Below are 20,072 nucleotides of genomic sequence, written 5' to 3'. Positions count from 1 at the left end.
ATATGAAACAGGACTTGGACACGGCCTGCACGCCGCCATTGACTTGATGGCGTACCTCCCAGGGGAAGAGAAGGGAACTTTCATGCACGTCTTTGTCACGGGCGCGACCGGTCACATCGGCTCCGCCGTTGTCAGCGAACTGATCAATGCGGGGCACCAGGTCACCGGCCTGGCGCGGTCGGACGCGGGCGCCGCCGCCCTGCGGGCCGCGGGAGCGACACCCCGCCGCGGCGACCTCGACGACCTCGACGGCCTGCGGGACGCGGCGGCGGCGTCCGACGGCGTCATCCACCTCGCCTTCAAGCACGACTTCGACGACTTCGCGGGAGCGGCCGAGACCGACCTGCGCGTTGTTCGCGCCATCGGGGAAGCGCTCGTGGGTTCCGATCGGCCATTCGTCAGTACATCGGGGACGCTGCTGCTGTCACTGTTGGGCCGAGACGGTGTCGCCACCGAACAGGACACCGTGGCCGGCGGCCCGCGGGTCGACTCCGAAAATGCCGTAATCGCGCTCGCCGAGCGCGGGGTTCGGTCGTCGGTGATCCGCCTTGCGCCGCTGGTGCACAGCGACCTGGATCAGCACGGCTTCGCCCACCACCTGATCAACGTCGCCCGCGATACCGGCGTGTCCGGCTACCTCGGTGATGGCGCCAACCGCTGGCCCGGTGTGCACACGCTCGACGCCGCGCGCCTGTACCGGCTGGCACTCGAAAATGCGCCCGCTGGAACGCGTTTGCACGGCGTCGCCGATGAGGGAGTGCCGTTTCGGGACATCGCCGCCGTCATCGGTCGTCACCTGGCCGTGCCGGTGTCCAGCATCGCCACCGAAAATGCCGGTCACTTCGGCTTCCTCGCGCTCTTCGCGTCGCTGGACAATCCGACGTCGAACGCCTTGACGCAGAAGATCCTCGACTGGCACCCGGAACGGCCCGGGCTGCTCGAGGACCTCGATGCCGGCCACTACTTCGGCGAGTGAGCGACGCCATGGCTGAGACAGTGGTGACCGCGACTCGCCGGGCGCTGGGCCCGGTGGGCGTATGCCTGCCGGTCTCGTTCACCGGCACACCCCAGGCCAGCTTGTTGCGGGAGGCCGCGCGCCGCCTGGAAGACGCGGGATACAGCGCCGTCTGGACCAACGAGGTCATCGGCAAGGACGCCCTGGTGCAGCTCGCCGTGTTGTTGGCCGCGACCAAACGCGTGGTTCTCGGCACCTGCATCGCCAACATCTGGGCGCGGCCGGCCCAGACGATGCACGCCGCGGCCGCCCAACTGGCGCAGGCGTATCCGGGCAGGCTTGCGCTCGGGCTCGGGGTTGGCTACCCGGAGCAGGCGGCCAGTGTCGGGCGCGAATTCGGCAGCCCGCTGACGACGATGCGCGACTATCTGGACCGGATGGACAGTGTGACGTGGCCGCCGGCGCCGGATGCGCCGTATCCCCGGATCGTCGCGGCCAACGGGCCGAAAATGCTTGCGCTGGCCGGTGAAAGCGCGGATGGGGCATTTCCCGGCGGCCTGCCACCCGAGTTCACCGCCGAGGCCCGTCAGTTGTTGGGACCGGACAAGCTTCTGGTCGTCGGCCTGTCCGTGGCGCGCGACAGCCAGGCCGCGCGTGCGGCCGTGTCGGCCAGGATCGGGGCGCCGTCGTATGCGTCGAGGCTGGCGGAGCTGGGCTACTCGACCAGTGACATCGATGAGGTGAGTGATCGGCTCGTCAATGCTCTGGTCGCGCATGGCGATTCGGCGGACGTCGCGGCCAAGCTGCGCGAGCACCTGGCGGCGGGTGCGGATCATGTCGTGCTACTTCCTCCCATCGGCGGTGAATTTGGGCCCGCCATCGACCAATTCGAAGAACTGGGGCGGGCGGTGAGTCGAAGTCCTTGTACCTGAGGTAGCCGCCTATATAGGGTGCAACGATGGATCTGCAGCGGGTCGCCGATGAACTCGAAATCACCGCGCTACTCAACAAATACGCCCGCGCCGTCGACGCCAAGGACTGGGACCTGTACCGGTCGGTCTTCACCGACGATGCGCACATCGATTACTCTTCCGCCGGGCCGCCGCGGGAACCCGCGACGAGGTGGCCACGTGGCTGGAGCAAGGCTTCGGCGCGATCCCGATGTCGATGCACTACATCACCAACGTGGAGATCCTGGATCTGGGCGGAGATCTCGCGACCGTACGCGCCATGTTCTACAACCCGATGCAGCTGCCGGGCATGACTGAGCTGAGTTACTGCGGCGGCTACTACCACCACGAACTGACGCGCACGGCGCACGGCTGGCGCAGCCGCAGCCTGCGCGAGGAGAACGTCTGGTTCGTCAACCCGCCGACGGGCTGACCCGCCGCGCTATGTCAGCTGCGCGAGCTGCTTTTCCTGGTAGCGGCGCGCCCACTCGGCGCGCGATCGAATCGACACGTCCACATCACTTCCCTTGGCGCGCAAGGCCTTGACATTCGCCTGCTCGCGCGGGGTCCGGGCGAACGGGTCCCAGCCGAAGAACCGGCAGGCGTTGCCCCAGGTGATTTTGTTGATGTCGGAGTCGTCGGCGCCGGCGGCGTTCAGCTCGGCGAGCACCTGCTCGGGCGCGTCCGGCCAGAAGCAGTCCGAGTGCGGGTAGTCGCATTCCCAGGCAATGATGTCGATGCCGATCTCGTGGCGCAGCTTCAGCGACGTCTTGTCGGTGACGTAGCAGGCCAGCGAGTGCTCGCGAAAGACATCGCTGGGCAGCTTGTCACCGAAGTCGCGGCGCAGCCATTTCTGGTTGGTGTAGTGCCGGTCGCTGCGGTCCAGGTAGAACGGAATCCAGCCGATACCGCCTTCGGAGAAGGCGAATTTCAGGTCGGGATAGTTGCGCATCGCCGGGCCCCACAGCAGATCCTGGGCGCACATCGCCGACACCTGGGTGGCCAGGATGATCAGGTTGTCGATCGGTGCGTCGGGCGCCATGCTGATCGCCCCGAAGCCGGTGCCGATGTGCAGGCACATCACCACCTTCTGCTCGGACAGCGTGCGGAACACCGGACCCCAGTAGTCCTCATCGTGGTAGCTCGGAAGTCCTTCCAGGTGCGGCAGTTCCGGCATGGTGACCGCCCGGCAGCCCTTCGCGGCGACGCGGCGGATCTCGGCGCACATGCCCTCGGGGGTCCAGGTCGGCAGGATCGCGATCGGGATGAAGCGGTCCGGGTAGGACCCGGCCCATTCGTCGATGTGCCAGTCGTTGTACGCCGACACCATCACCAGGGTGACGTCCTCGCGCGTCATGTTGAGGTGCCGCGCCGAGAAGCCGGTGAACGTCGGGAAGCACATCGACGCGAGGATGCCGTTGCGGTTCATGTCGCGCACGCGTTCGTGGACGTCGTAGACGCCGGGGCGCATCTCCGCGAAGCCGGCGGGATCGCGGCCCCACTCCTCGGCGGGCCACGACACCACCGCGTTGAGTCCGCTGACGCCCTGCGGCCTGCCCTGGTACATCCACTGGTCGACGCCCTTGTCGTCGGTGACGACGACGGGCGCGTCCTCCTTGTACTTGGCGGGCACGTGCCGCAGGAACATGTCCGGCGGCTCCACCACGTGGTCGTCGATGCTCACCAAAATCAGGTCATCGACCTTCATCAAGCAGTCCTCTCCGCCGCGGTGACTCGAGCGAACTCGGTCAGCCGCCGCACTCCGTGGTGGTTTCGAGCAGCCGTGGGATCGGGGCCGGGTCCAGTTGCAGGGCATCGGACATGTGCAGCCGCGGCCCGTTGGCGATCATGTTGTCCAGAATCGCCTGCAGGTCCTCGCCCTCGACCTCATAGATGGCGACGTAGGGACCGTCGCCGTCAACGGGTCGCAGCCGGCGTGCCGAGACGATTCCGTCCAAGGCCACGAGCTCACCGAGGTGCACCTCGTCGTACCAGGTGTTGTACTCCTGTTCGCGCTCGGGCGAGCTCGGTCGGCTCTCCACGAGGATGATGCCCTTGGCCATCGTCGCCACCTCTCTGGCTGCTACTCGTAGCGCACCGTGACCGAGTCCGTATCCGGAACGCCCTGGCACGTCAGAATGTAGCCCTCGGCGACCTCGTCGGGTTCGAGAGCGTCGTTGACCCGCATGGTGGCGTGACCCTCCTCGAGCTTGGCCATGCACGTGCCGCAGTTGCCGGCCTCGCAACTGAACGGTGGTTCCAGCCCGGCCCGCCGCGCGGTCTCCAGCAGGGTCTCGCCCGGGACTATGGGCACCGAGACCTTCTTGCGGTCGAGATGAATCGTCACCGTCCCGGCGCTGGAGCCGTTTGTTGCCGGATCTGTCACCCGTCGGGTCTCCTCGATGATCCGGGTGACCGTCACTGAGACCGCCCCCTTTCCGTATTTGCATTCTTCAGTATAGAGAATACTATTCTCACGAAGCGATAGCATCTTCTCAAGACGGTCTGGATGTCGGGTCAGCCCGGTCTGCCAGGGAAGGACGGGACGTGACCGAGCCGGCGGCGCTCGTGTTCGAGGAACGGCGATTCAGCGTGCCCGAACTCGACGCGTTGGCCGGCGGATGGGCCGCGACCCTGGCCAAAGACGGGGTGACAGCGGGTCAACGCGTCGCCGTCATGGCCTCCAATCGGCCGGAATTCCTCGCCGTCGTGCTGGCGATCTGGCGACTCGCCGCCACGGCGGTGCTCATCAGTCCCGCGTGGAAGCGCGACGAGGTCGACCATGCGCTCGCGCTGACCGACCCCGAGCGCGCCGTCGGTGATCACCCGGTGCTCGCCGGTCTGATGCCGATGCTGCACTTGGACGAGCCGGTCGCCCCCGCCGAGCCGACGGCGGGCGCTGCGCCGCCGCCGAGCGACGCGGTGCTGGTGTTCAGTTCCGGCACCACCGGCCTGCCGAAGGCCGTCCGGCACACCCATGCCTCCCTCGACGAGGCGGTGCGGCACTGGCGCCGCGCGCTGCAACTGACCCGCCAGGACCGGATCCAGGTTGCGACGCCACCGTCACACATCCTCGGCCTGTTGAATCTGCTGACCGCATGGAAGACCGGGGCCTGCGTGCGGCTGCATCCGCGGTTCGACATCGAGCGGGTGCTGCGGCACATCGAAAGTGACCGCATCACAGTGGAAATGGCGGTCGCTCCCATCGCGCTGGCCATCGCCTCGCATCCCGACCTGGAGTCCTATGACCTGTCGTCGTTGCGCTACATCATGTGGGGCGCCACTCCGGTCACCGCCCACGTCGCGGAGACGGTGACCCGGCGCACCGGAGTCGGGTGGCTTCCGGCCTACGGAACCACGGAATTGCCTGTCATAGCGTGCAATCCGATCGACGACCCGCGCCTGGACACCGTCGGACGGGCGGTGCCCGGGGTCGACCTACGGGTCGTTTCGCTGGAGACCGGCGAGCCGGTCGGCGCGGGCGAGGTCGGTGAGATCCAGGCCCGGTCGGCATCGCTCATGGCCGGCTACCTTCCGGCCGAGGCGACCTCGGATGCGATCCGCGACGGGTGGTACCGCACCGGGGATGTCGGCTGGCTGGACACCGGCGGTTGGCTGCGCATCACCGACCGCCTCAAGGAGATGATCAAAGTGCGCGGCTTCCAGGTCGCCCCCGCCGAGATCGAGACGGTCTTGCACGGTCATCCGGCCGTCAAAGACTGCGCGGTGTTCGGCGTTCCCGACGGACTCAACGGCGAAGCCGTCGTCGCCGCGATCGCGACGTCCGCTCCCGTCGATGCGAGCGAACTGACCGCCATGGTGGACGAAAGACTGGCGTCCTACAAACATCTGAGTCGGGTCGTGTTCGTCCCCGACATTCCCCGCCTGCCTTCCGGCAAGGTGCTGCGCCGAGTGCTGAAGGAGCGCTATGGATGTACGTCTGACAGCTGAACAACAGCAATTACGCGATGCCGCCGCCAAACTGGCCGACGACCTCGGGCCGGCGGCGGTGCAAGACCTCGACGACCAGACTCGAATCACCCGGCTGGACAAGCAAATCGAGAACACCGGCTGGCGATCGCTGCGCTCCGACGGCGCCTCCGGCGTGGAGGTGGCCATCGTCGCCGAGGAATTCGGCCGCCGGCTGGTCGACACGCCGTTCCTGGGTCCCGTGCTCGCCGACGATCTGGGCCGCCATGTCGGCGCCGACGTAGCGGCGTCGACGGTGGCCGTCGACGATCGGGTGATCGATGCCCGCGGCGCCCGGCGCGCGCTATCGCTGTCGGGCGGCACGGTGCTGGCCGCCGATGTGCAGGTTTCGCCGCAGAGCGTCGACCTCACGCGGGCCGACGGCACGACCGCGGGAGCGCCGGAGGCGCTGGGTGACGTGTCGCCCGAGGCCGCCGAGCAATGGCGGGCCCTCGCGCTGGTGACCACGACGGCGGACCTGGTCGGCATCGCCCGCGGCGCGCACGCCGTCGCATGTGACTACGCGAAAATCCGTGAGCAGTATGGCAAGCAGATCGGCTCGTATCAGGCCATCGCGCACTTGCTGGCCGAAAGCCTTGCGCTGATTGAGGGTTCGGTGAGCGTGTTGCGGCATGCCGCGTGGGCCGTCGACGAGCTTGCCCCCGCCGAAGCCATTCGGGCAGCCCAGATCGCAAAGGCTTACTGCGCGCGCGCCACCCGCACCGTCTGCGAGACCGCCATCCAGGTGCACGGCGGCATCGGCAACACCTGGGAATGCGTAGCGCACGTCTACCTGCGCCGTGCCCTCACATCGACCGAGTTGTGGCCGGTGGCGTTGAAGGAGATCGATCTTGGACTTTCGTGACTCACCCGATGAGGCCGCCTTCCGGGAGCGGCTGCGCACCTGGCTCGCCGCACACGCCAAGGAGTTCTCGGGCGCGGGCGACGAGTACTGGGTGCGCATGGCCGACTGGCACCGTGCTTTGTACGACAACGGCTTTTTCGGCCTGTCCTGGCCACGCGAGTGGGGCGGCCAGGACCTGGCGCCGGTCTACGACGTCATCGTCGACGAAGAACTGGTTCGGGCCGGTGCGCCACCGCGCCCCAGCGTCGGCTATCTGGTGTACGGGATCGGCGCCCACGCCAGCGACGAGCTTCGAAAGCGCTTCCTGCCCGGCATCATCAGCGGCACCGAGCGCTGGTGCCAGGGCTTCAGCGAACCGGGCGCCGGCTCGGATCTGGCATCGCTGACCACCACCGCTCGCCTCGAGGGTGACACCTATGTGGTGAACGGGCACAAGATCTGGACCAGCTATTCCGATGTGGCGGACCGGTGTCTGCTGCTGGCGCGCACCGACCCCGAGGCCAAGCGCCACCGCGGCCTGTCCGCTTTCGTTCTGGACATGAAACAACCTGGCGTGCAACAGCGCCCGCTGCAGATGATCAACGGGGTCACCAACGAATTCGGTCAGGTGTTCTTCGATGATGCGACGGTGCCGGCGGACCGGATGGTCGGCGCTCCCGGCGACGGCTGGGCCGTGGCCATGACGGTCGTTGGGCACGAACGCGAGCCCTCCACGCTCGGCTATGCGGCCCGCTACGGCAAGCTGGTCCGAGAGCTGTTGTCGCGCAACGACGGTGAAGTGCCCGAAGAGCTGGCGTGGGCCGCGGTTCAGTCGGATATGCTGACCCATCACGTCCGCCGGCGGCTCTCCGAACAGCTCGACGGGGTATCACACGGCTCGGAAGGCTCGCTGGACAAGCTGCTGATGACGTGGGTAGAACAATCCGTCGGGCATGCGGCCCTTGCCGTCGCGGGGACCCGCGATCCCGAAATGCTGAGCGCCTACCTGTACAGCCGGGCGCAGAGCGTCATGGGTGGGACATCGCAGATACAAAAGAACATCATCGCTTCACGGATCCTGGGATTGTAGGAGTGATCGCGAGCGCGGGCGAAGCCCGGGTGAAGCGGGTCACGACCATTGAAGTAGGAGTGATCGCGAGCGCGGGCGAAGCCCGGGTGAAGCGGGTCACGACCATTGAAGTAGGAGTGATCGCGAGCGCGGGCGAAGCCCGGGTGAAGCGGGTCACGACCATTGAAGTAGGAGTGATTGCGAGCGCGGGCGAAGCCCGGGTGAAGCGGGTCACGACCATTGAAGGAGTCTCACGTGTACGACATGCCTAGCGAAATCGACGTTCAGGCCGATGGTGCCCTGCGCATCATCACGCTCAACCGCCCGGACTCGCTCAACTCGGTCAACGACAACCTGCACGTCGGCCTCGCGCGGATCTGGCAGCGACTCACCGACGATCCCACCGCACGTGCCGCGGTGATCACCGGTGCCGGCCGGGCGTTTTCGGCCGGTGGCGATTTCACGTATCTGGAGGAGCTCGCGAACGACGCCGAGCTGCGCGCCAAGACCATCCGGGACGGGCGCGAGATCGTGCTGGGCATGGCCCGCTGCCGAATTCCGGTGGTGGCGGCGGTCAACGGCCCCGCCGTGGGTCTGGGCTGCAGCCTGGTGGCGCTCAGTGACATCGTCTACATCGCCGAAAACGCCTACCTGGCCGACCCGCACGTGCAGGTGGGGCTGGTGGCCGCCGACGGTGGGCCGCTGACCTGGCCGCTGCACATCAGCCTGCTGCTGGCCAAGGAATTCGCCCTCACCGGCACCCGGATCAGCGCGCAGCGGGCCGTCGAACTCGGCTTGGCCAACCACATTGCGGACGATCCGGTTGCGCAGGCGATCGCCAGCGCCAAAAAGATCTTGGAGCTGCCCCAGCAGGCGGTGGAGAGCACCAAGCGGGTGCTCAACATCCATCTGGAGCGGGCCGTGCTCGCCAGCCTGGACTATGCGCTGTCGGCCGAGAGCCAGTCGTTCGTGACCGAGGACTTCCGGGCCAATGTCGCGAAATTCAACGCGGCCAAGAAGAATTGAGGTTGTAGCCGCTCGATGCCCTCAAGAATCGTGGTGGCGCAGGAAGTCGCGCATCACGGAGTCGAACTTGTCCGGCTCCTCGATGAACGGCATGTGCGCGCTGGCCTCGAACAGTTCGAACCGTGAACCCGGTATGCGTTGGTGCATCTCCCACATGTGTTCGGGCACGCATTCGTCGTACCGGCCCGCGAGCACCAGTGTCGGCGCGGCGATTTCGCTGAGCCGGTCGACCACATCCCAGTTCCGGACCGTGCCCACGATGTGAAAGTCGCTGGGGCCGAACATGGTCTCGAAGACTTCGGCGCTCATGTTGCGGAACGCATCCTCGAGCTCACGCGGCCACGGGCGCGCCCGGCACAGGTAGGTCTCGTTCCACGTCCGGATGGCGGCCTGATACTCGGGCGCGTGCGTGCTGCCGGCGGCCTCATGCCGGTCGATGGCGGCCTGGGTGGCGGGGCCCAGCTCGGACTTCAAGCGCGCCACCATCTTCGCGAACTCCGGGATGGACGCGATGCTGTTGGAAATGACCAGGCTCGCGGGGCTGGCGGGCTGCGTGTCGAGCACATACTGTTGGGCCAGCATCCCGCCCCAGGAGTTGCCGAAGAGGTGGTAGCGGTCCAGATCCAAGGCTCGCACCACGGCGTCCACCTCGGCCACCGACCGCTCCATTGTCCAAAGCTCGCGGTTGGGTGGGCATTTGGAGCGTCCGCAACCGAGCTGATCCCAGAAGATGACCTCGCGCTCGGTGGCCAACCGCCCCAGTGACCGCAAGTAGTCGTGCGGCAGCCCAGGACCGCCGTGAATGACGAGCAGCGGAAGGCCCGCGCCGCCGCCGGTCCGCTTGAACCACACGTCGCCGCCCGGGACCGCGACCATTCCCTGCATCATTCACCCACCATCGCAAATCAGCGCGATTCGCGCAGCCCTGCCCACGAGCGAAGCTGTGCTGCTGGCAGGATCTGGTGGTGAACCGGTAAGCGACCGGCCCGCCCACCGGCACGCAACCGTCCGGAACGCCGCCAACGCAGCTGCGGCGGAAAGTGAGGAACGGCCTTGACCAGCGTCACGAATCCGATCCCACCGCAAGACCTTTCGGGGATTGTCGGACATCGTTTCATCTATACCTACGCCAACGGATGGCAGTACGAGATGTACGTCAAGAACGTCACCACCATCGACTACCGCATCCACTCCGGGCACGTCGGAGGCCGCTGGGTCAAAGGCCAGCAGGTCAACCTCGTCCAACTCGACGACGACAGCTTCAAAATCTCCTGGACCGAACCCACCGGCACCTGCGTGGCGGTCAACGTCCTGCCCGGTAAACGCCGCATCCACGGCGTCATCTTCTTCCCGCAGTGGATCCGCATGCACGGCGAACACACCGTCTGCTTCCAGAACGACCACCTGGACGAGATGCGGGCCTACCGTGACCGGGGCCCGACCTACCCCATCTACGAAGTCCCCGAATTCGCCTACATCACCCTGTTCGAATACGTCGGAACGGACGACGAGACCGTCATCGACACCGGTCCCGAACACCTCCCGCAGGGCTGGTCGAACCGCACCAACTAGGGGAGGCCGCCGCTGCATCGCGCTCCGCAACCGGCGCTTGTTGCGACTCACGCTCTCACAATGAGAGAATATGATTCTCATGAATGTGCGGACGGCTCTCAGAGCGCCGCACCTGCCCGGATGAACTGGAGAAGGCCCGTGTCTGACGCCGTCATCGTGTCCGCCCTGCGCACCCCCATCGGCACCGCCCGCAAGGGCACACTGCGCGATACCAGTGCGTTCGAGCTGGCCCAGCACGTGGTGACCGAAGCGGCGAGGGATCTGGACCCCGAGCAGGTCGACGACGTGATCCTCGGGGAGGGCCTCTACGGCGGCGGCGTGATCGCCCGTCACGCGGCCATCACCGCCGGACTGTCCCATGTGCCCGGGTTGGCCAACAACCGACACTGCGCGGCCGGGCAGGCGGCGGTGCAGAGCGCGGCGGCCAGCGTGCGCGCCGGGATGGACGAGCTGATCATCGCCGGCGGCGTGAATGCGGCGTCGACGTCGCCGCGCTCCCGCATCCAGGTGGATGGCGAATGGGTCGACTGGTTTCCGCCCACCCACCCGGACCGGCCCGACGCGCCGAACATGGACATGTCGATCACCGTGGGCTGGAACGCCGCGGTCAACGCCGGCGTGAGCCGCGAGGAGATGGACGCCTGGGCACTGCGGTCACACCGCAACGCGATCGCCGCCATCGACGAAGGCCGCTTCAAGGAAGAGATCGTCCCGATCGAGACGCCGCACGGCCTGTTCTCGGTCGACGAGCACCCGCGCCGCGACACCACGATGGGGAAGCTGGCCGCGCTCAAGCCGCTGCATCCCGAGATCGAGGGCTTTTCGATCACCGCCGGCAACGCGTGCGGCGCGAACGACGGTGCGGCGGCACTGGTCATCGCCAGCGACCGGCTCGGCATGCCCGCGCTGGCCACGATCCGTTCCTGGGCATCGGTCGGCGTCGACCCGGCGATCACCGGCTTGGCGCCGGTGGAAGCGATACCGAAAGCCCTTAAGCGGGCCGGACTTTCGACGTCGGACGTCGATCTTTTCGAGATCAACGAAGCCTTCGCCGCGATGTGCGTGGCCACCGTCAAACTCCTCGAGCTCGACCCCGACAGGGTCAACGTCAGTGGCAGTGGCTGCTCGCTGGGCCACCCCGTCGCGGCGACCGGAGCCCGGATGCTGGTCACCCTGGTGCACGAATTGCGCCGTCGCGGCGGTGGCATCGGCGTCGCGGCGATGTGCGCGGGCGGTGGTATGGGTTCGGCGACCGTGATCGAGGTCCCGGCTCCATAATGCGTACATGATCATCGCTGACCTGATTGCCCGCGCGCGCAATGGATCTCCGCGCGCGGCCGGTCGGCTGCTCAGCCTGGTCGAGGGCGACCAGCGCGACGAGGTCCTGGCGACTATCGGTCCCGCGCCGCAGGGTGTGGGGCCGGTCGTCGGCATCACCGGACCGCCGGGCGCCGGAAAGTCGACGACGGTCGCCGCGCTGGTCGCCGCCTACCGTGAGCGCGGCTGCCGGGTGGCGGTGCTGGCGGTAGACCCGTCGTCCCCGTTCAGTGGCGGCGCCTTGTTGGGCGACCGGATTCGAATGGCCGCGCACATCAACGACTCCGACGTGCTCATCCGGTCGGTGGCCACCCGCGGGCATCTGGGCGGCCTGGCCGCCGCGGTGCCGGCGGCGATCCGGCTGCTGGGCGCGATCGGCTACGACGTGGTCCTGCTGGAGACGGTGGGCGTGGGGCAGTCAGAAATCGAGATCGCCGCCGTCGCCGACCCGACCGTCGTCATCCTCAATCCCGGCGCGGGCGACGCCGTTCAGGCCGCCAAGGCGGGAGTGCTGGAAGTCGCCGACATCGTGGCGGTCAACAAGGCGGACCGGGACGGCGCCGAACAGACGGTTCGGGACCTGAGGGCCGAAACCAGCGCCCCCATCGTGTCGCTCATCGCCGCCCGCGGTGAGGGGATCGACGACCTGATGGCCGCGATCGAGGAGCACCGCCGCACCGACACACGCGCCCGTCGCCTGGCCCGCGCTCGGGCGCAGATTCTGTCGCTGGCGCAAACCCGGCTGCGGACCCAGCCCGCTCTCGACCGGCTCGCCGAGGCGGTCGTCGACGGTGAGCAGGACCCGTACACCGCCGCCGATCACCTGATCACACCCGCGTCGCCCAGAACGGACTGAGACGCCCCGCTGTCCCCCGATCGGGGGACACGCGCATTCATCACCTTTGCGGTCCGATCGGCGGAGGTGCGGGCCGCGCAATCGCCCTACGTTGAGAGTGTGTTCAATTCGGCGGCCACCCCGGCCGACGACCGGATCGTCATCGGTCGCCGGGTTCTGGGCGGCGCCAAGCAGATCGCTTGAGAGTAGGGAGACCGGCATGACTCACACACCCCAGACTTCGGCAGCACTGGCCCGCGACGACGGGTTCGAGCTGTATCGCCGGATGTGGGTTCTGCGACTGCTCGACATGGCGCTGGAGGAGCTGCGCGTCGACGGTCTGATCGACGACAGCGCGCACGTGGAATTCGGGCAGGAGGCCGTGGCCATCGGGACGGTGGCGGCGCTGAGGCCGGGCGACCTGGTCAACGCCAGCACCCCCCAGTTCCGGCACGCTCAGCAGGTCGGCCTGGCCCTCCCGCTGGGCCCGGCCATCGCCGAAACGATCGGCCCGAAACGGCGCACCGGCGGTGCGCCCGCCGACTGGAAACGCTCACTGGCCAACGAGACGGCCCTGGGCCAATCCACTCTGTTCGCGCTGGGTGACGCCAATACCCTGCGGATGACCGGCCAGGGCAAGGTCAGTCTGTGCGTCATCGGTGGGCGCGACACACACTCCGTCGAGTTCACCACCGCCGCAAGGATCGCCGTGCAATGGCGGCTGCCGGTGGTGTTCGTCGTGGAAAACATCCGCGGCGCGTCCAAGGCCCGTCGGCGCGCGTACGAATCCGACGCGATGCCCATGTTTCCCGTCGACGGCAGGGACGTTGTGGCGGTGGCCGACTCGGTCGCCGAGGCCGTGCGCCGGGCCGGCGCCGGCGACGGCCCCGCCTTGGTCGAGGCGATCACCTACCAAACGAGTCACCCCGCGGCCGTCGACCCCCTGGTCTTCGCGCGCCGGCAACTGGTCGCCGCCGGCGGCGCCGGCGACCACCTCAACGAGGTGGAACGCGGGGCACGCCACCTGGTTGCCGAGGCCATGGCGTCCGCGAAAGCATTGGTGCGAGCGCGGCAGATTCCGCCCGTGCCGGAGTCGAAGCCGTGGTCGGCGGCTAGCTGAGCAGACCCTGCCGCATTGCCTCGGCGACGGCGGCCGCACGATCGCTGACGCCGAGCTTCTCGTAGAGGCGTTGCACATGCGTTTTCACCGTCGACGGGGCCACGAAGAGCTCACCCGCGATCGCAGGGATGCTTTGACCGCGGGCGATCCTGTTGAGCACCTCGCGTTCCCGGGCACTCAGCACCGGCGCCGACGGCTCGGCACGCTGCCGGATCTCGGCGGCAAGACCGCCGACGAGCGCGGGCGCCACCACGTCGAGACCCTGCGCGCAGTCGAGCACGGCCCTGACGATCTCGCTGCGCGTCGAGTCCTTCAGCACGAAGCCGGCCGCACCCTGCTGCAGCGCCTGGTACACGATCGCCGACTCGTCATGCGCCGAGATCAGCAACACCCGGGTGGCCAGTCCCTGCGTGCGGACCGCCGCCGCCACCTGGGCGCCGTCCATCCCGGGCATCCGGTAGTCGAGCAGGGCGACGTCGGGCGCGTGCGACTTGATCAATTCCAGTGCAGCAGAGCCGTCTTCCGCCTCACCGACGACGCTCACCGAACCGCTCGACACCAGGGCGCGCACCACGCCCTCGCGGAAAAGTGGGTGATCATCGCCGACAACCACCCGCACCATTTCGGGGGTAGCCGCGTCGACCATGGCGACGAGTGTAGCCGTTTGCCCCACAGCGGCGTTCGCATTCTCCGGGCCGCATGATGAGTCATTTTCCAGTTTGCTTAGGGGCGGCAGATGCGGATGAGTACGGTGATCGGGTGGCGGTCACCGGCGACGTAGAACTGGAGCGGGTGCGCACGGTTCACCAGTTGCGCTCGTACCGCATCGGCTCGGTGCTGCGGATCGGTGTGGTCGGCCTGATGGTCGCGGCCATGGTCATCGGCACCCGCCGATCGGAGTGGCCGCAGCAAAGCGTGCTGATCGTCCTGTACGCGCTGGTCGCGCTCTGCGCGCTGGGATTGGCTTTCGCTCCGTTCCGCCGATGGATCGGAATGGGCCGACTGGTGGCCATCGGCCGGTGGGAGCCGTTTGTCTTCACCGTCATCGACATCGTCGCGCTGACCGTCTTCCAGCTGTTGTCCACCGACGGGGTGTATCCGCTGCTGATCATGGCGATGCTGCCCGTCCTGTTGGGGCTTGACGTCTCCTCGCGCCGGGCGGCGGTGGTGCTGATCTTCTCCATGCTCGGATTCGCGATTGCCGTGCTGCAAGATCCGGTGATGTTGAGTGAGGTCAAGTTGCCGGAGGCGGGATTTCGGTTCCTGCTCTATGCATTCCTTTGTTGCGCAGCCTTCTTGGTGGTGCGCATCGAGGAGCGTCACACCCGCTCGGTGGCCGGATTGAGCGCCCTGCGAGAGGAATTACTTGCCCAGACGATGAACGCGTCGGACGAGGCGGCGCGTCGGATCTCGGAATTCATCCACGACGGACCGCTGCAGGACATCCTGGCGGTGCGCCAAGAGCTCGTCGAATTGGGATCGGCGCTCGATGGCGACGAGCGCGTCGACCGGGCGTTGGCCGGCCTGCAGATGGCCTCGGAACGCTTGCGGCAGGCCACTTTTGAGCTGCATCCTGCGGTGCTCGAGCAGGTGGGACTGGGCGCCGCGGTGCAGCAGCTCGCGGAGCTCACCGCACAGCGGTCCGGCATCGACATCACCACCGACATCGAGTATGCGACGCGCAGCGACATCGACCCCGTCATGTTCGGCGTCGTGCGCGAGTTGCTGTCCAACGTCGTGCAGCATGCCGGGGCCCGCAGCGCGGCGGTGATGCTCGGGATCACCGACCACACTTGCGTTTTGCATGTGGTCGACGACGGTGTGGGATTCGGCCAGGAGACGGTGGCACGCCGCCTGGGCGAGGGCCACATAGGTCTGGCGTCGCATCGCGCCCGGGTGGAGGCCGCCGGGGGAGCCCTGATGTTTCTCGACGTCCCGGTGGGCACCCACGTGTGCGTCGAAGTGCCGTTGAAGAGCTAGCCGCTGCGGTGCGCCGTAAGCCGGGTATGGGGTCATTTCCCAATGCGCTCGCGCCGGCGCTAGCACGGATGGAACGCGCCTATCGGTCGGACAGCGGCTCGGTCTGGGTCGTCATGCCCGCACCCCGTGCTGGGCCTGGTTTCCGCCGCCGCGTTTTGCGGAGTACATCGCGGTGTCGGCGATCCTGATGAGCTCGTCGACCAGCCAGCCGACGTCGGGCCCGGCGAGTAGCTCCAATTCGGCGCTGGCGGTGCCGACGCTGGCCGTTATCTTCGGAGCTTGCCGGGCGAGTTCGGCGCAAATCTGCGCGGCCAGATCACTCACATCCGAGGTCGTCGAGGTCAGCGCGACCAGAAACTCCTCGCCGCCGGCGCGGCAGATCATCGCATCGGGCGGTGTGTGGGCGCGCAGCAGCTCGGCCACCGCTCGCAGGACTTCGTCACCGGCCGAATGACCGTAGGTGTCGTTGATGCGTTTGAAGTTGTCGAGATCGACCATCACCACCGCCAGGTGAGTGTCCGACGATGGCGGGCTCGCCAGCCGATGGCTGACAGCCGCGGTAAACGCTCGTCGATTCAGCAGGCCGGTGAGCGGGTCCTCCTCGGACCGCTGAACATACGTCTCCATCGCGCGCGACATCATCAAAATGCCCAGCGGCACTGACACATTGAGGAAGGCGTTGACCCAGAACGCGGAGGCCGCCGTGGCCATGTTGGTTTCCCGAGCGAGCCGCACCACCGCGGCGGCGGTGACGGCGACGGTTATCGCCGCGTTGAACGGCAGGAGCCTGGAGCCGTGAAAGAAGGCGATGTAGCCGGCGGGGATCGCCATGGCGGTGCAGGCCAGGGCGGCGATGGCACCGGTGGGTTGCACGAGGCTCCAGCCTCCGACGCCGAGCGCGCCGATCAGGGCGCCGGCTTGTGATTGCCGGCGCGTGGGCCAGCGCGTCAACAACAACACGGTCAGCCCGAGGGTGAACGTGGCGGCAACGCCGCCGGTGACGATTTCGACGAGGCTGGGCCGATGTTGACTCGGCAGCACGGTCAGCGGCACCAACGCCGACGAACCGACCACGGCGGCCACGGCCGTACGCGCGGGGCGCAGCATTCCGCGTTGACGAAGGAAGGTCGTGATCCACTCATACCGGTCGGGCTGATCCCACCAGGTCCACAGCCGTCGCATCAGCAACCTTTCGTGATCCCCGGCGCCATTATTCAACTTCCCGGCTCCGCCGTCACCCCGACGCGCATCTGCGTGCGGTTCAAGTCCTCACCCGTCGTCGCTGACCAGCAGGCGGTAGCCGGCGTCGAGCTCATGTTGATCAAGCAACTCCGGATGTCGTTGCTGCCACTGTCCGGAGCGCAGGTCGGCCGCGAGGCGGCCCAGGCCCTCGGCCAAGGAGCCTGGCCGCGCATACGCCAGCATCGAAATGCCGGCGCGGACCGTGGGATCAAGATACGCATGGGGCCGGCGCCAGTAGGCGGCGCCGAATCCGTCGGTGCAGTCGTGCGGAACGGGCACGGTCTGCACGTGCGCCCCTCCGAGCAACTCCACAAGCCGCGCGAGCGGAACGTGAAGCTCTTCGTTGATCCGAGCGGCATCGGGCAGATATTCACGCAACAGCCAGAAGTTCTGAATCACCGATTGGTCCCACGTCAGAACGACTATCCGGCGACGCGCGACGCGGCGCAATTGGCGGATTCCAGCGGCGACGTCACTCCAGTGATGGACGGTCAACAGGGCCATCGCGGCGTCAACACACTTGTCGCGCAACGGAATCGCCTCCGCCACCGCCTGCACGCACGGCGCCGATTCCGCGGGCCGCTGGGCGATCATCACCATGCTGGGCTCGACGGCGACGACGGTCTGGGCCGGTTCGTAGGATCCGCTGCCGGCCCCGACGTTGACGACGGTGTCCATCGTGGTGAGCGCGGCGTGCACCTGGGAGGCGATCCGCGGGTCGGGTCGGCGGGTACTGCGATAGGTGGCGCCGATCCGGTCGTAGGCGACCATCGACCCAGGATGACGCAGCCGGGTGTGGTTGCGCCAGTGCGGACCCGGACTACTTCAGGTCGACCGACTTCCCGGTGGCGGCCGCGTGACCCGCCCGGTAACCGAAAACCATTGCCGGGCCCAGTGTTCCGCCGGCGCCGCCGTAGGCCCGCCCGGTCACCCCGCCCATCGCGTTGCCCGCGGCGAACAGACCGGGTATCGGTTCGCCGCCGACATGCAGAACGCGGGCATCGCGATCGGTGCGCGGGCCGCCTTTGGTGCCCATCGCGCCGATGCTCACCGGCACCGCGTAGAACGGTGCGGTGTCGATCGGACCCAGCGTCCTACCGGCCGGCGTGGTCGCGCTGTCGTCGCCCCAGTAGCCGTCGTAGGCGCTGGAGCCGCGGCCGAAGTCGGGGTCGGCGCCGGCGGCCACGTGACGGTTCCAGCTCTCGACGGTGCGGGTCAGCCCGTCTGCGTCGATGCCGGTCTTGGCGGCCAACTCGGCGAGGTCCGCGGATTCGCAGAACCAGTCCGGGACGGGCTGTCCCGGTTCGACACCGAGGAATCCGTAGCGTTGCAGGTGAACCGAATCGAACACCATCCATCCGCGGTCGTTGACGTAGCCGCCGCGCGGGTCCAGGTAGTGGAAGGCGCCGGCCATCGAGTTGTAATCGCATGCCTCGTTGACGAAGCGCCGGCCGGCCGAGTTGACGATGATGCTGCGCGGCCGCGTTCTTTCCAGCCGCACGCTGCGGCTGCGCGGCTTGCCGTCGATGGTGTCGCCGGGGATCTGCACGATCGGCACCCACCAGGCTTCGCCCATGTTGGCCAGGTCGGCGCCGTGCTCCATCGCCATGCGTAAGCCGTCGCCGGTGTTGTTGGGCGGCGAGACCGCGCCGTGCATCGGGCCGCGCAGAAAGGCTTGTGCCAGAGCAGGATCCCACTCGAAGCCCCCGGTGCCCAGGATGACCCCGTGCCGGGCGCGAACACGGATCGTCCGATCCGGCAGGGCCACGCGCACCCCGGTGATGTCACCGTCTTCGGCGATGAGGCCTTCGGCCCGGGCGCTGGTGTGTGGGGTCACCCCGGCATCGAGCAGCCCCTTGAGCAGGCCCGCGATCAGCGCGGTGCCGGCGACGCACAGATGGCCGGTCCGTTCGTCGATCGCCGCGTGCAGGCGGGCCCGGGTCTCGGCGTCGAAGCCGACGTTGGACCAGTCGGCCGGGAAAGACGTTATCCGCGTTGCCCATTCGCCGAGCTGCGCCAGGTCGAAGGGGGTCGCGCTGAGCGACCTGCCGCCACCGGGCTGGCCTCCCGGTAACTCGGGACGGTAGTCGGGGAATCCGGTCGCGATCTCGAACTGAAGACCGCTGTGCGCCTCGATGAAATCCAGCATCGCCGGCCCGGTGCGCACGAACGTTTCGACCAACTCGTCGTCCATCGACCCGAGCGACTGCGCGCGCAGGTACCGCAGCGCGTCGGCGGGCGTCAATTCGCCGTCGGGGGAACGGTTATGGGCGGGGATCCACACGATGCCGCCGGACACGGCGGTGGTGCCGCCGACGGTGGGCGCCTTCTCGTAGACCTCCACCGAGGCGCCCGCGACGGCCGCGGTCAGTGCGGCCGTCAGGCCCGCACCGCCACTGCCGAGCACGACGACGTCGACTTCGTGGTCCCATGGCATGGGCTGCTATCCCTTCAGCTCAGTAGCTCCGACAACTGCTTGGCGGCCTTGACGACCGCATCTTTCCCGCGCATCACGACGTCTTCCCGGTGGGAGATGAGGTTGATGCACGTTGGTGGCGACGGCGCCGGACGGCGCACCCCCACGGCCAGGCCGTAGGTATTCGGCTCGATCTCACCGTAGGTGGTCACCCAACCACGTTCGCGCGCACGGGAAACCAGTTCTCGTTCGCCCGGGCGCGGAGGCATGCATGCGAGCAAGGCGATCCCGGCGGCGCCGCGGTCCAGGGGGTAGCGGCTGCCTTCGTGGAAGGAAAGCTGGTAGGCGACGTGGCTGGGCACGATGACCGCGATCGCGACCTGCTGGTCGCCTTCGGCGATGAGCAGGGACACGGTGGTGCCGAGCTCGTCGGCCAGCGCCCGCAGCGTCGGCAGACTCACTTGTCGCACGTTGCGGTCGAAGGAAGCGCCGAGCACGGCCAGGCCCGCGGCCGGCCGGTAGCGGCCGTCCTCTCCCTTGGCCACGAGCCGGAACTCGGCCAACGTCGTCAGCAGCCGATAGGCAATGGTGCGGTGCACGCCCACCTGATCGGCGAGCTGCTGCACCGTCAGTCCGCCGGGGGAGTCCGCCACCATCTGTAGCGCGGTCAGACCCCTGGCCAGGGTCTGCGAACCGGTACCGGACCCCGTCACAGCCTTGACAGACCTTCCCGCGAGAGCGAAGCTCTATATATAACGCACATTAGTGTGCGATATT

At 67.7% G+C, this 20,072-nt stretch carries 21 protein-coding genes and 1 pseudogene; 13 read left to right on the top strand and 9 right to left on the bottom strand.

The features are described from left to right. Window positions 1-82: 82 nt before the first annotated feature. The 3 genes and pseudogenes from B9D87_RS15360 to B9D87_RS15350 form a co-directional block, all read left to right on the top strand. A complete protein-coding gene (locus tag B9D87_RS15360; RefSeq protein ID WP_007777551.1) occupies window positions 83-976 on the top strand; it encodes an SDR family oxidoreductase in 894 nt (297 codons plus the stop codon). 8 nt (window positions 977-984) lie between these two features. Beyond that, window positions 985-1,887: a TIGR03620 family F420-dependent LLM class oxidoreductase gene (locus B9D87_RS15355; RefSeq protein ID WP_040632103.1), complete on the top strand. Its 903-nt coding sequence runs from the start codon at window positions 985-987 to the stop codon at window positions 1,885-1,887. A 26-nt stretch (window positions 1,888-1,913) separates the two neighbouring features. Further along, window positions 1,914-2,236: pseudogene (locus B9D87_RS15350) on the top strand (nuclear transport factor 2 family protein); the annotation flags it as partial. A gap of 111 nt (window positions 2,237-2,347) precedes the next feature. Here B9D87_RS15350 and B9D87_RS15345 read toward each other — a convergent pair. Genes B9D87_RS15345 through B9D87_RS15335 form a run of 3 tightly spaced genes read right to left on the bottom strand, consistent with a single transcriptional unit; the run spans window position 2,348 to window position 4,327 of the window. Continuing rightward, window positions 2,348-3,613, bottom strand: a complete 1,266-nt coding sequence (locus tag B9D87_RS15345) for an amidohydrolase family protein (RefSeq protein ID WP_007777544.1) — start codon at window positions 3,611-3,613, stop codon at window positions 2,348-2,350. Between the two features lie 40 nt (window positions 3,614-3,653). Beyond that, window positions 3,654-3,968: a DUF4286 family protein gene (locus B9D87_RS15340; protein WP_040632102.1), complete on the bottom strand. Its 315-nt coding sequence runs from the start codon at window positions 3,966-3,968 to the stop codon at window positions 3,654-3,656. A gap of 20 nt (window positions 3,969-3,988) precedes the next feature. Continuing rightward, window positions 3,989-4,327 (bottom strand): 2Fe-2S iron-sulfur cluster-binding protein, encoded by a 339-nt coding sequence (locus tag B9D87_RS15335; RefSeq protein WP_007777541.1) that lies wholly within the window; start codon window positions 4,325-4,327, stop codon window positions 3,989-3,991. 125 nt (window positions 4,328-4,452) lie between these two features. On the opposite strand from B9D87_RS15335, the gene B9D87_RS15330 reads away from it, so the two are divergent. From B9D87_RS15330 to B9D87_RS15310, 5 genes are read left to right on the top strand one after another with little or no spacing between them, the layout of a single operon-like run. Beyond that, window positions 4,453-5,856, top strand: coding sequence for a class I adenylate-forming enzyme family protein (locus tag B9D87_RS15330; protein WP_007777539.1), 1,404 nt, complete (start codon window positions 4,453-4,455; stop codon window positions 5,854-5,856). After that, entirely contained in the window at window positions 5,834-6,739 is a 906-nt protein-coding gene (locus B9D87_RS15325; protein WP_007777537.1) for an acyl-CoA dehydrogenase family protein, read from the top strand. The genes B9D87_RS15330 and B9D87_RS15325 overlap by 23 nt, the downstream gene beginning before the upstream one ends. Beyond that, window positions 6,726-7,808, top strand: a complete 1,083-nt coding sequence (locus B9D87_RS15320; RefSeq protein WP_007777532.1) for an acyl-CoA dehydrogenase family protein — start codon at window positions 6,726-6,728, stop codon at window positions 7,806-7,808. The genes B9D87_RS15325 and B9D87_RS15320 overlap by 14 nt, the downstream gene beginning before the upstream one ends. Before the next feature lie 2 nt (window positions 7,809-7,810). Beyond that, window positions 7,811-8,059 carry a hypothetical protein gene (locus B9D87_RS15315; RefSeq protein ID WP_099047330.1) on the top strand — a complete coding sequence of 83 codons (249 nt, stop codon included), beginning with the start codon at window positions 7,811-7,813 and terminating at the stop codon, window positions 8,057-8,059. After that, on the top strand, window positions 8,043-8,813 hold the full coding sequence (locus tag B9D87_RS15310; RefSeq protein WP_007777529.1) for an enoyl-CoA hydratase/isomerase family protein: 771 nt from the start codon (window positions 8,043-8,045) through the stop codon (window positions 8,811-8,813). The genes B9D87_RS15315 and B9D87_RS15310 overlap by 17 nt, the downstream gene beginning before the upstream one ends. A gap of 21 nt (window positions 8,814-8,834) precedes the next feature. Here the strand turns inward: B9D87_RS15310 and B9D87_RS15305 are convergent, their stop codons facing one another. After that, window positions 8,835-9,698, bottom strand: coding sequence for a proline iminopeptidase-family hydrolase (locus B9D87_RS15305; protein WP_415623607.1), 864 nt, complete (start codon window positions 9,696-9,698; stop codon window positions 8,835-8,837). A gap of 168 nt (window positions 9,699-9,866) precedes the next feature. Between B9D87_RS15305 and B9D87_RS15300 the strand changes: the two genes are divergently transcribed. From B9D87_RS15300 to B9D87_RS15285, 4 genes are all read left to right on the top strand, one after another. Next, window positions 9,867-10,385, top strand: a complete 519-nt coding sequence (locus B9D87_RS15300) for a phenolic acid decarboxylase (RefSeq protein WP_007777524.1) — start codon at window positions 9,867-9,869, stop codon at window positions 10,383-10,385. Window positions 10,386-10,523: 138 nt separating this feature from the next. Beyond that, a complete protein-coding gene (locus tag B9D87_RS15295) occupies window positions 10,524-11,663 on the top strand; it encodes a thiolase family protein (RefSeq protein ID WP_007777520.1) in 1,140 nt (379 codons plus the stop codon). A 7-nt stretch (window positions 11,664-11,670) separates the two neighbouring features. Beyond that, window positions 11,671-12,558, top strand: coding sequence for a methylmalonyl Co-A mutase-associated GTPase MeaB (gene meaB, locus B9D87_RS15290; RefSeq protein WP_007777517.1), 888 nt, complete (start codon window positions 11,671-11,673; stop codon window positions 12,556-12,558). A 199-nt stretch (window positions 12,559-12,757) separates the two neighbouring features. Beyond that, window positions 12,758-13,657, top strand: a complete 900-nt coding sequence (locus B9D87_RS15285) for a thiamine pyrophosphate-dependent enzyme (RefSeq protein ID WP_007777515.1) — start codon at window positions 12,758-12,760, stop codon at window positions 13,655-13,657. Here B9D87_RS15285 and B9D87_RS15280 read toward each other — a convergent pair. Beyond that, complete coding sequence (locus B9D87_RS15280; protein WP_007777513.1) at window positions 13,650-14,303, bottom strand: response regulator; 654 nt, start codon at window positions 14,301-14,303, stop codon at window positions 13,650-13,652. The two genes, B9D87_RS15285 and B9D87_RS15280, sit on opposite strands and share 8 nt — an antisense overlap. A 113-nt stretch (window positions 14,304-14,416) precedes the next feature. On the opposite strand from B9D87_RS15280, the gene B9D87_RS15275 reads away from it, so the two are divergent. Continuing rightward, the gene (locus B9D87_RS15275; protein WP_040632027.1) at window positions 14,417-15,637 is read left to right on the top strand and encodes a sensor histidine kinase; all 1,221 of its coding nucleotides are present in this window, start codon (window positions 14,417-14,419) and stop codon (window positions 15,635-15,637) included. 111 nt (window positions 15,638-15,748) lie between these two features. On the opposite strand, the gene B9D87_RS15270 is transcribed toward B9D87_RS15275, so the two are convergent. The 4 genes from B9D87_RS15270 to B9D87_RS15255 all read right to left on the bottom strand — a co-directional run bounded on the left by B9D87_RS15270 (window position 15,749) and on the right by B9D87_RS15255 (window position 20,008). After that, window positions 15,749-16,819 carry a GGDEF domain-containing protein gene (locus tag B9D87_RS15270; protein ID WP_007777506.1) on the bottom strand — a complete coding sequence of 357 codons (1,071 nt, stop codon included), beginning with the start codon at window positions 16,817-16,819 and terminating at the stop codon, window positions 15,749-15,751. Window positions 16,820-16,906: 87 nt separating this feature from the next. Next, window positions 16,907-17,650, bottom strand: coding sequence for a methyltransferase domain-containing protein (locus B9D87_RS15265; RefSeq protein ID WP_007777503.1), 744 nt, complete (start codon window positions 17,648-17,650; stop codon window positions 16,907-16,909). 49 nt (window positions 17,651-17,699) lie between these two features. After that, window positions 17,700-19,316, bottom strand: coding sequence for an FAD-dependent oxidoreductase (locus B9D87_RS15260; RefSeq protein WP_007777501.1), 1,617 nt, complete (start codon window positions 19,314-19,316; stop codon window positions 17,700-17,702). A gap of 14 nt (window positions 19,317-19,330) precedes the next feature. Further along, a complete protein-coding gene (locus B9D87_RS15255; RefSeq protein WP_007777499.1) occupies window positions 19,331-20,008 on the bottom strand; it encodes an IclR family transcriptional regulator in 678 nt (225 codons plus the stop codon). Between the last annotated feature and the right edge of the window lie 64 nt (window positions 20,009-20,072).

It is taken from the genome of Mycobacterium colombiense CECT 3035 (assembly GCF_002105755.1).
Lineage (GTDB): Bacteria > Actinomycetota > Actinomycetes > Mycobacteriales > Mycobacteriaceae > Mycobacterium > Mycobacterium colombiense.
Note: the sequence above shows the minus strand (reverse complement) of the source record. Positions and strands in the feature narration are given on the sequence as shown.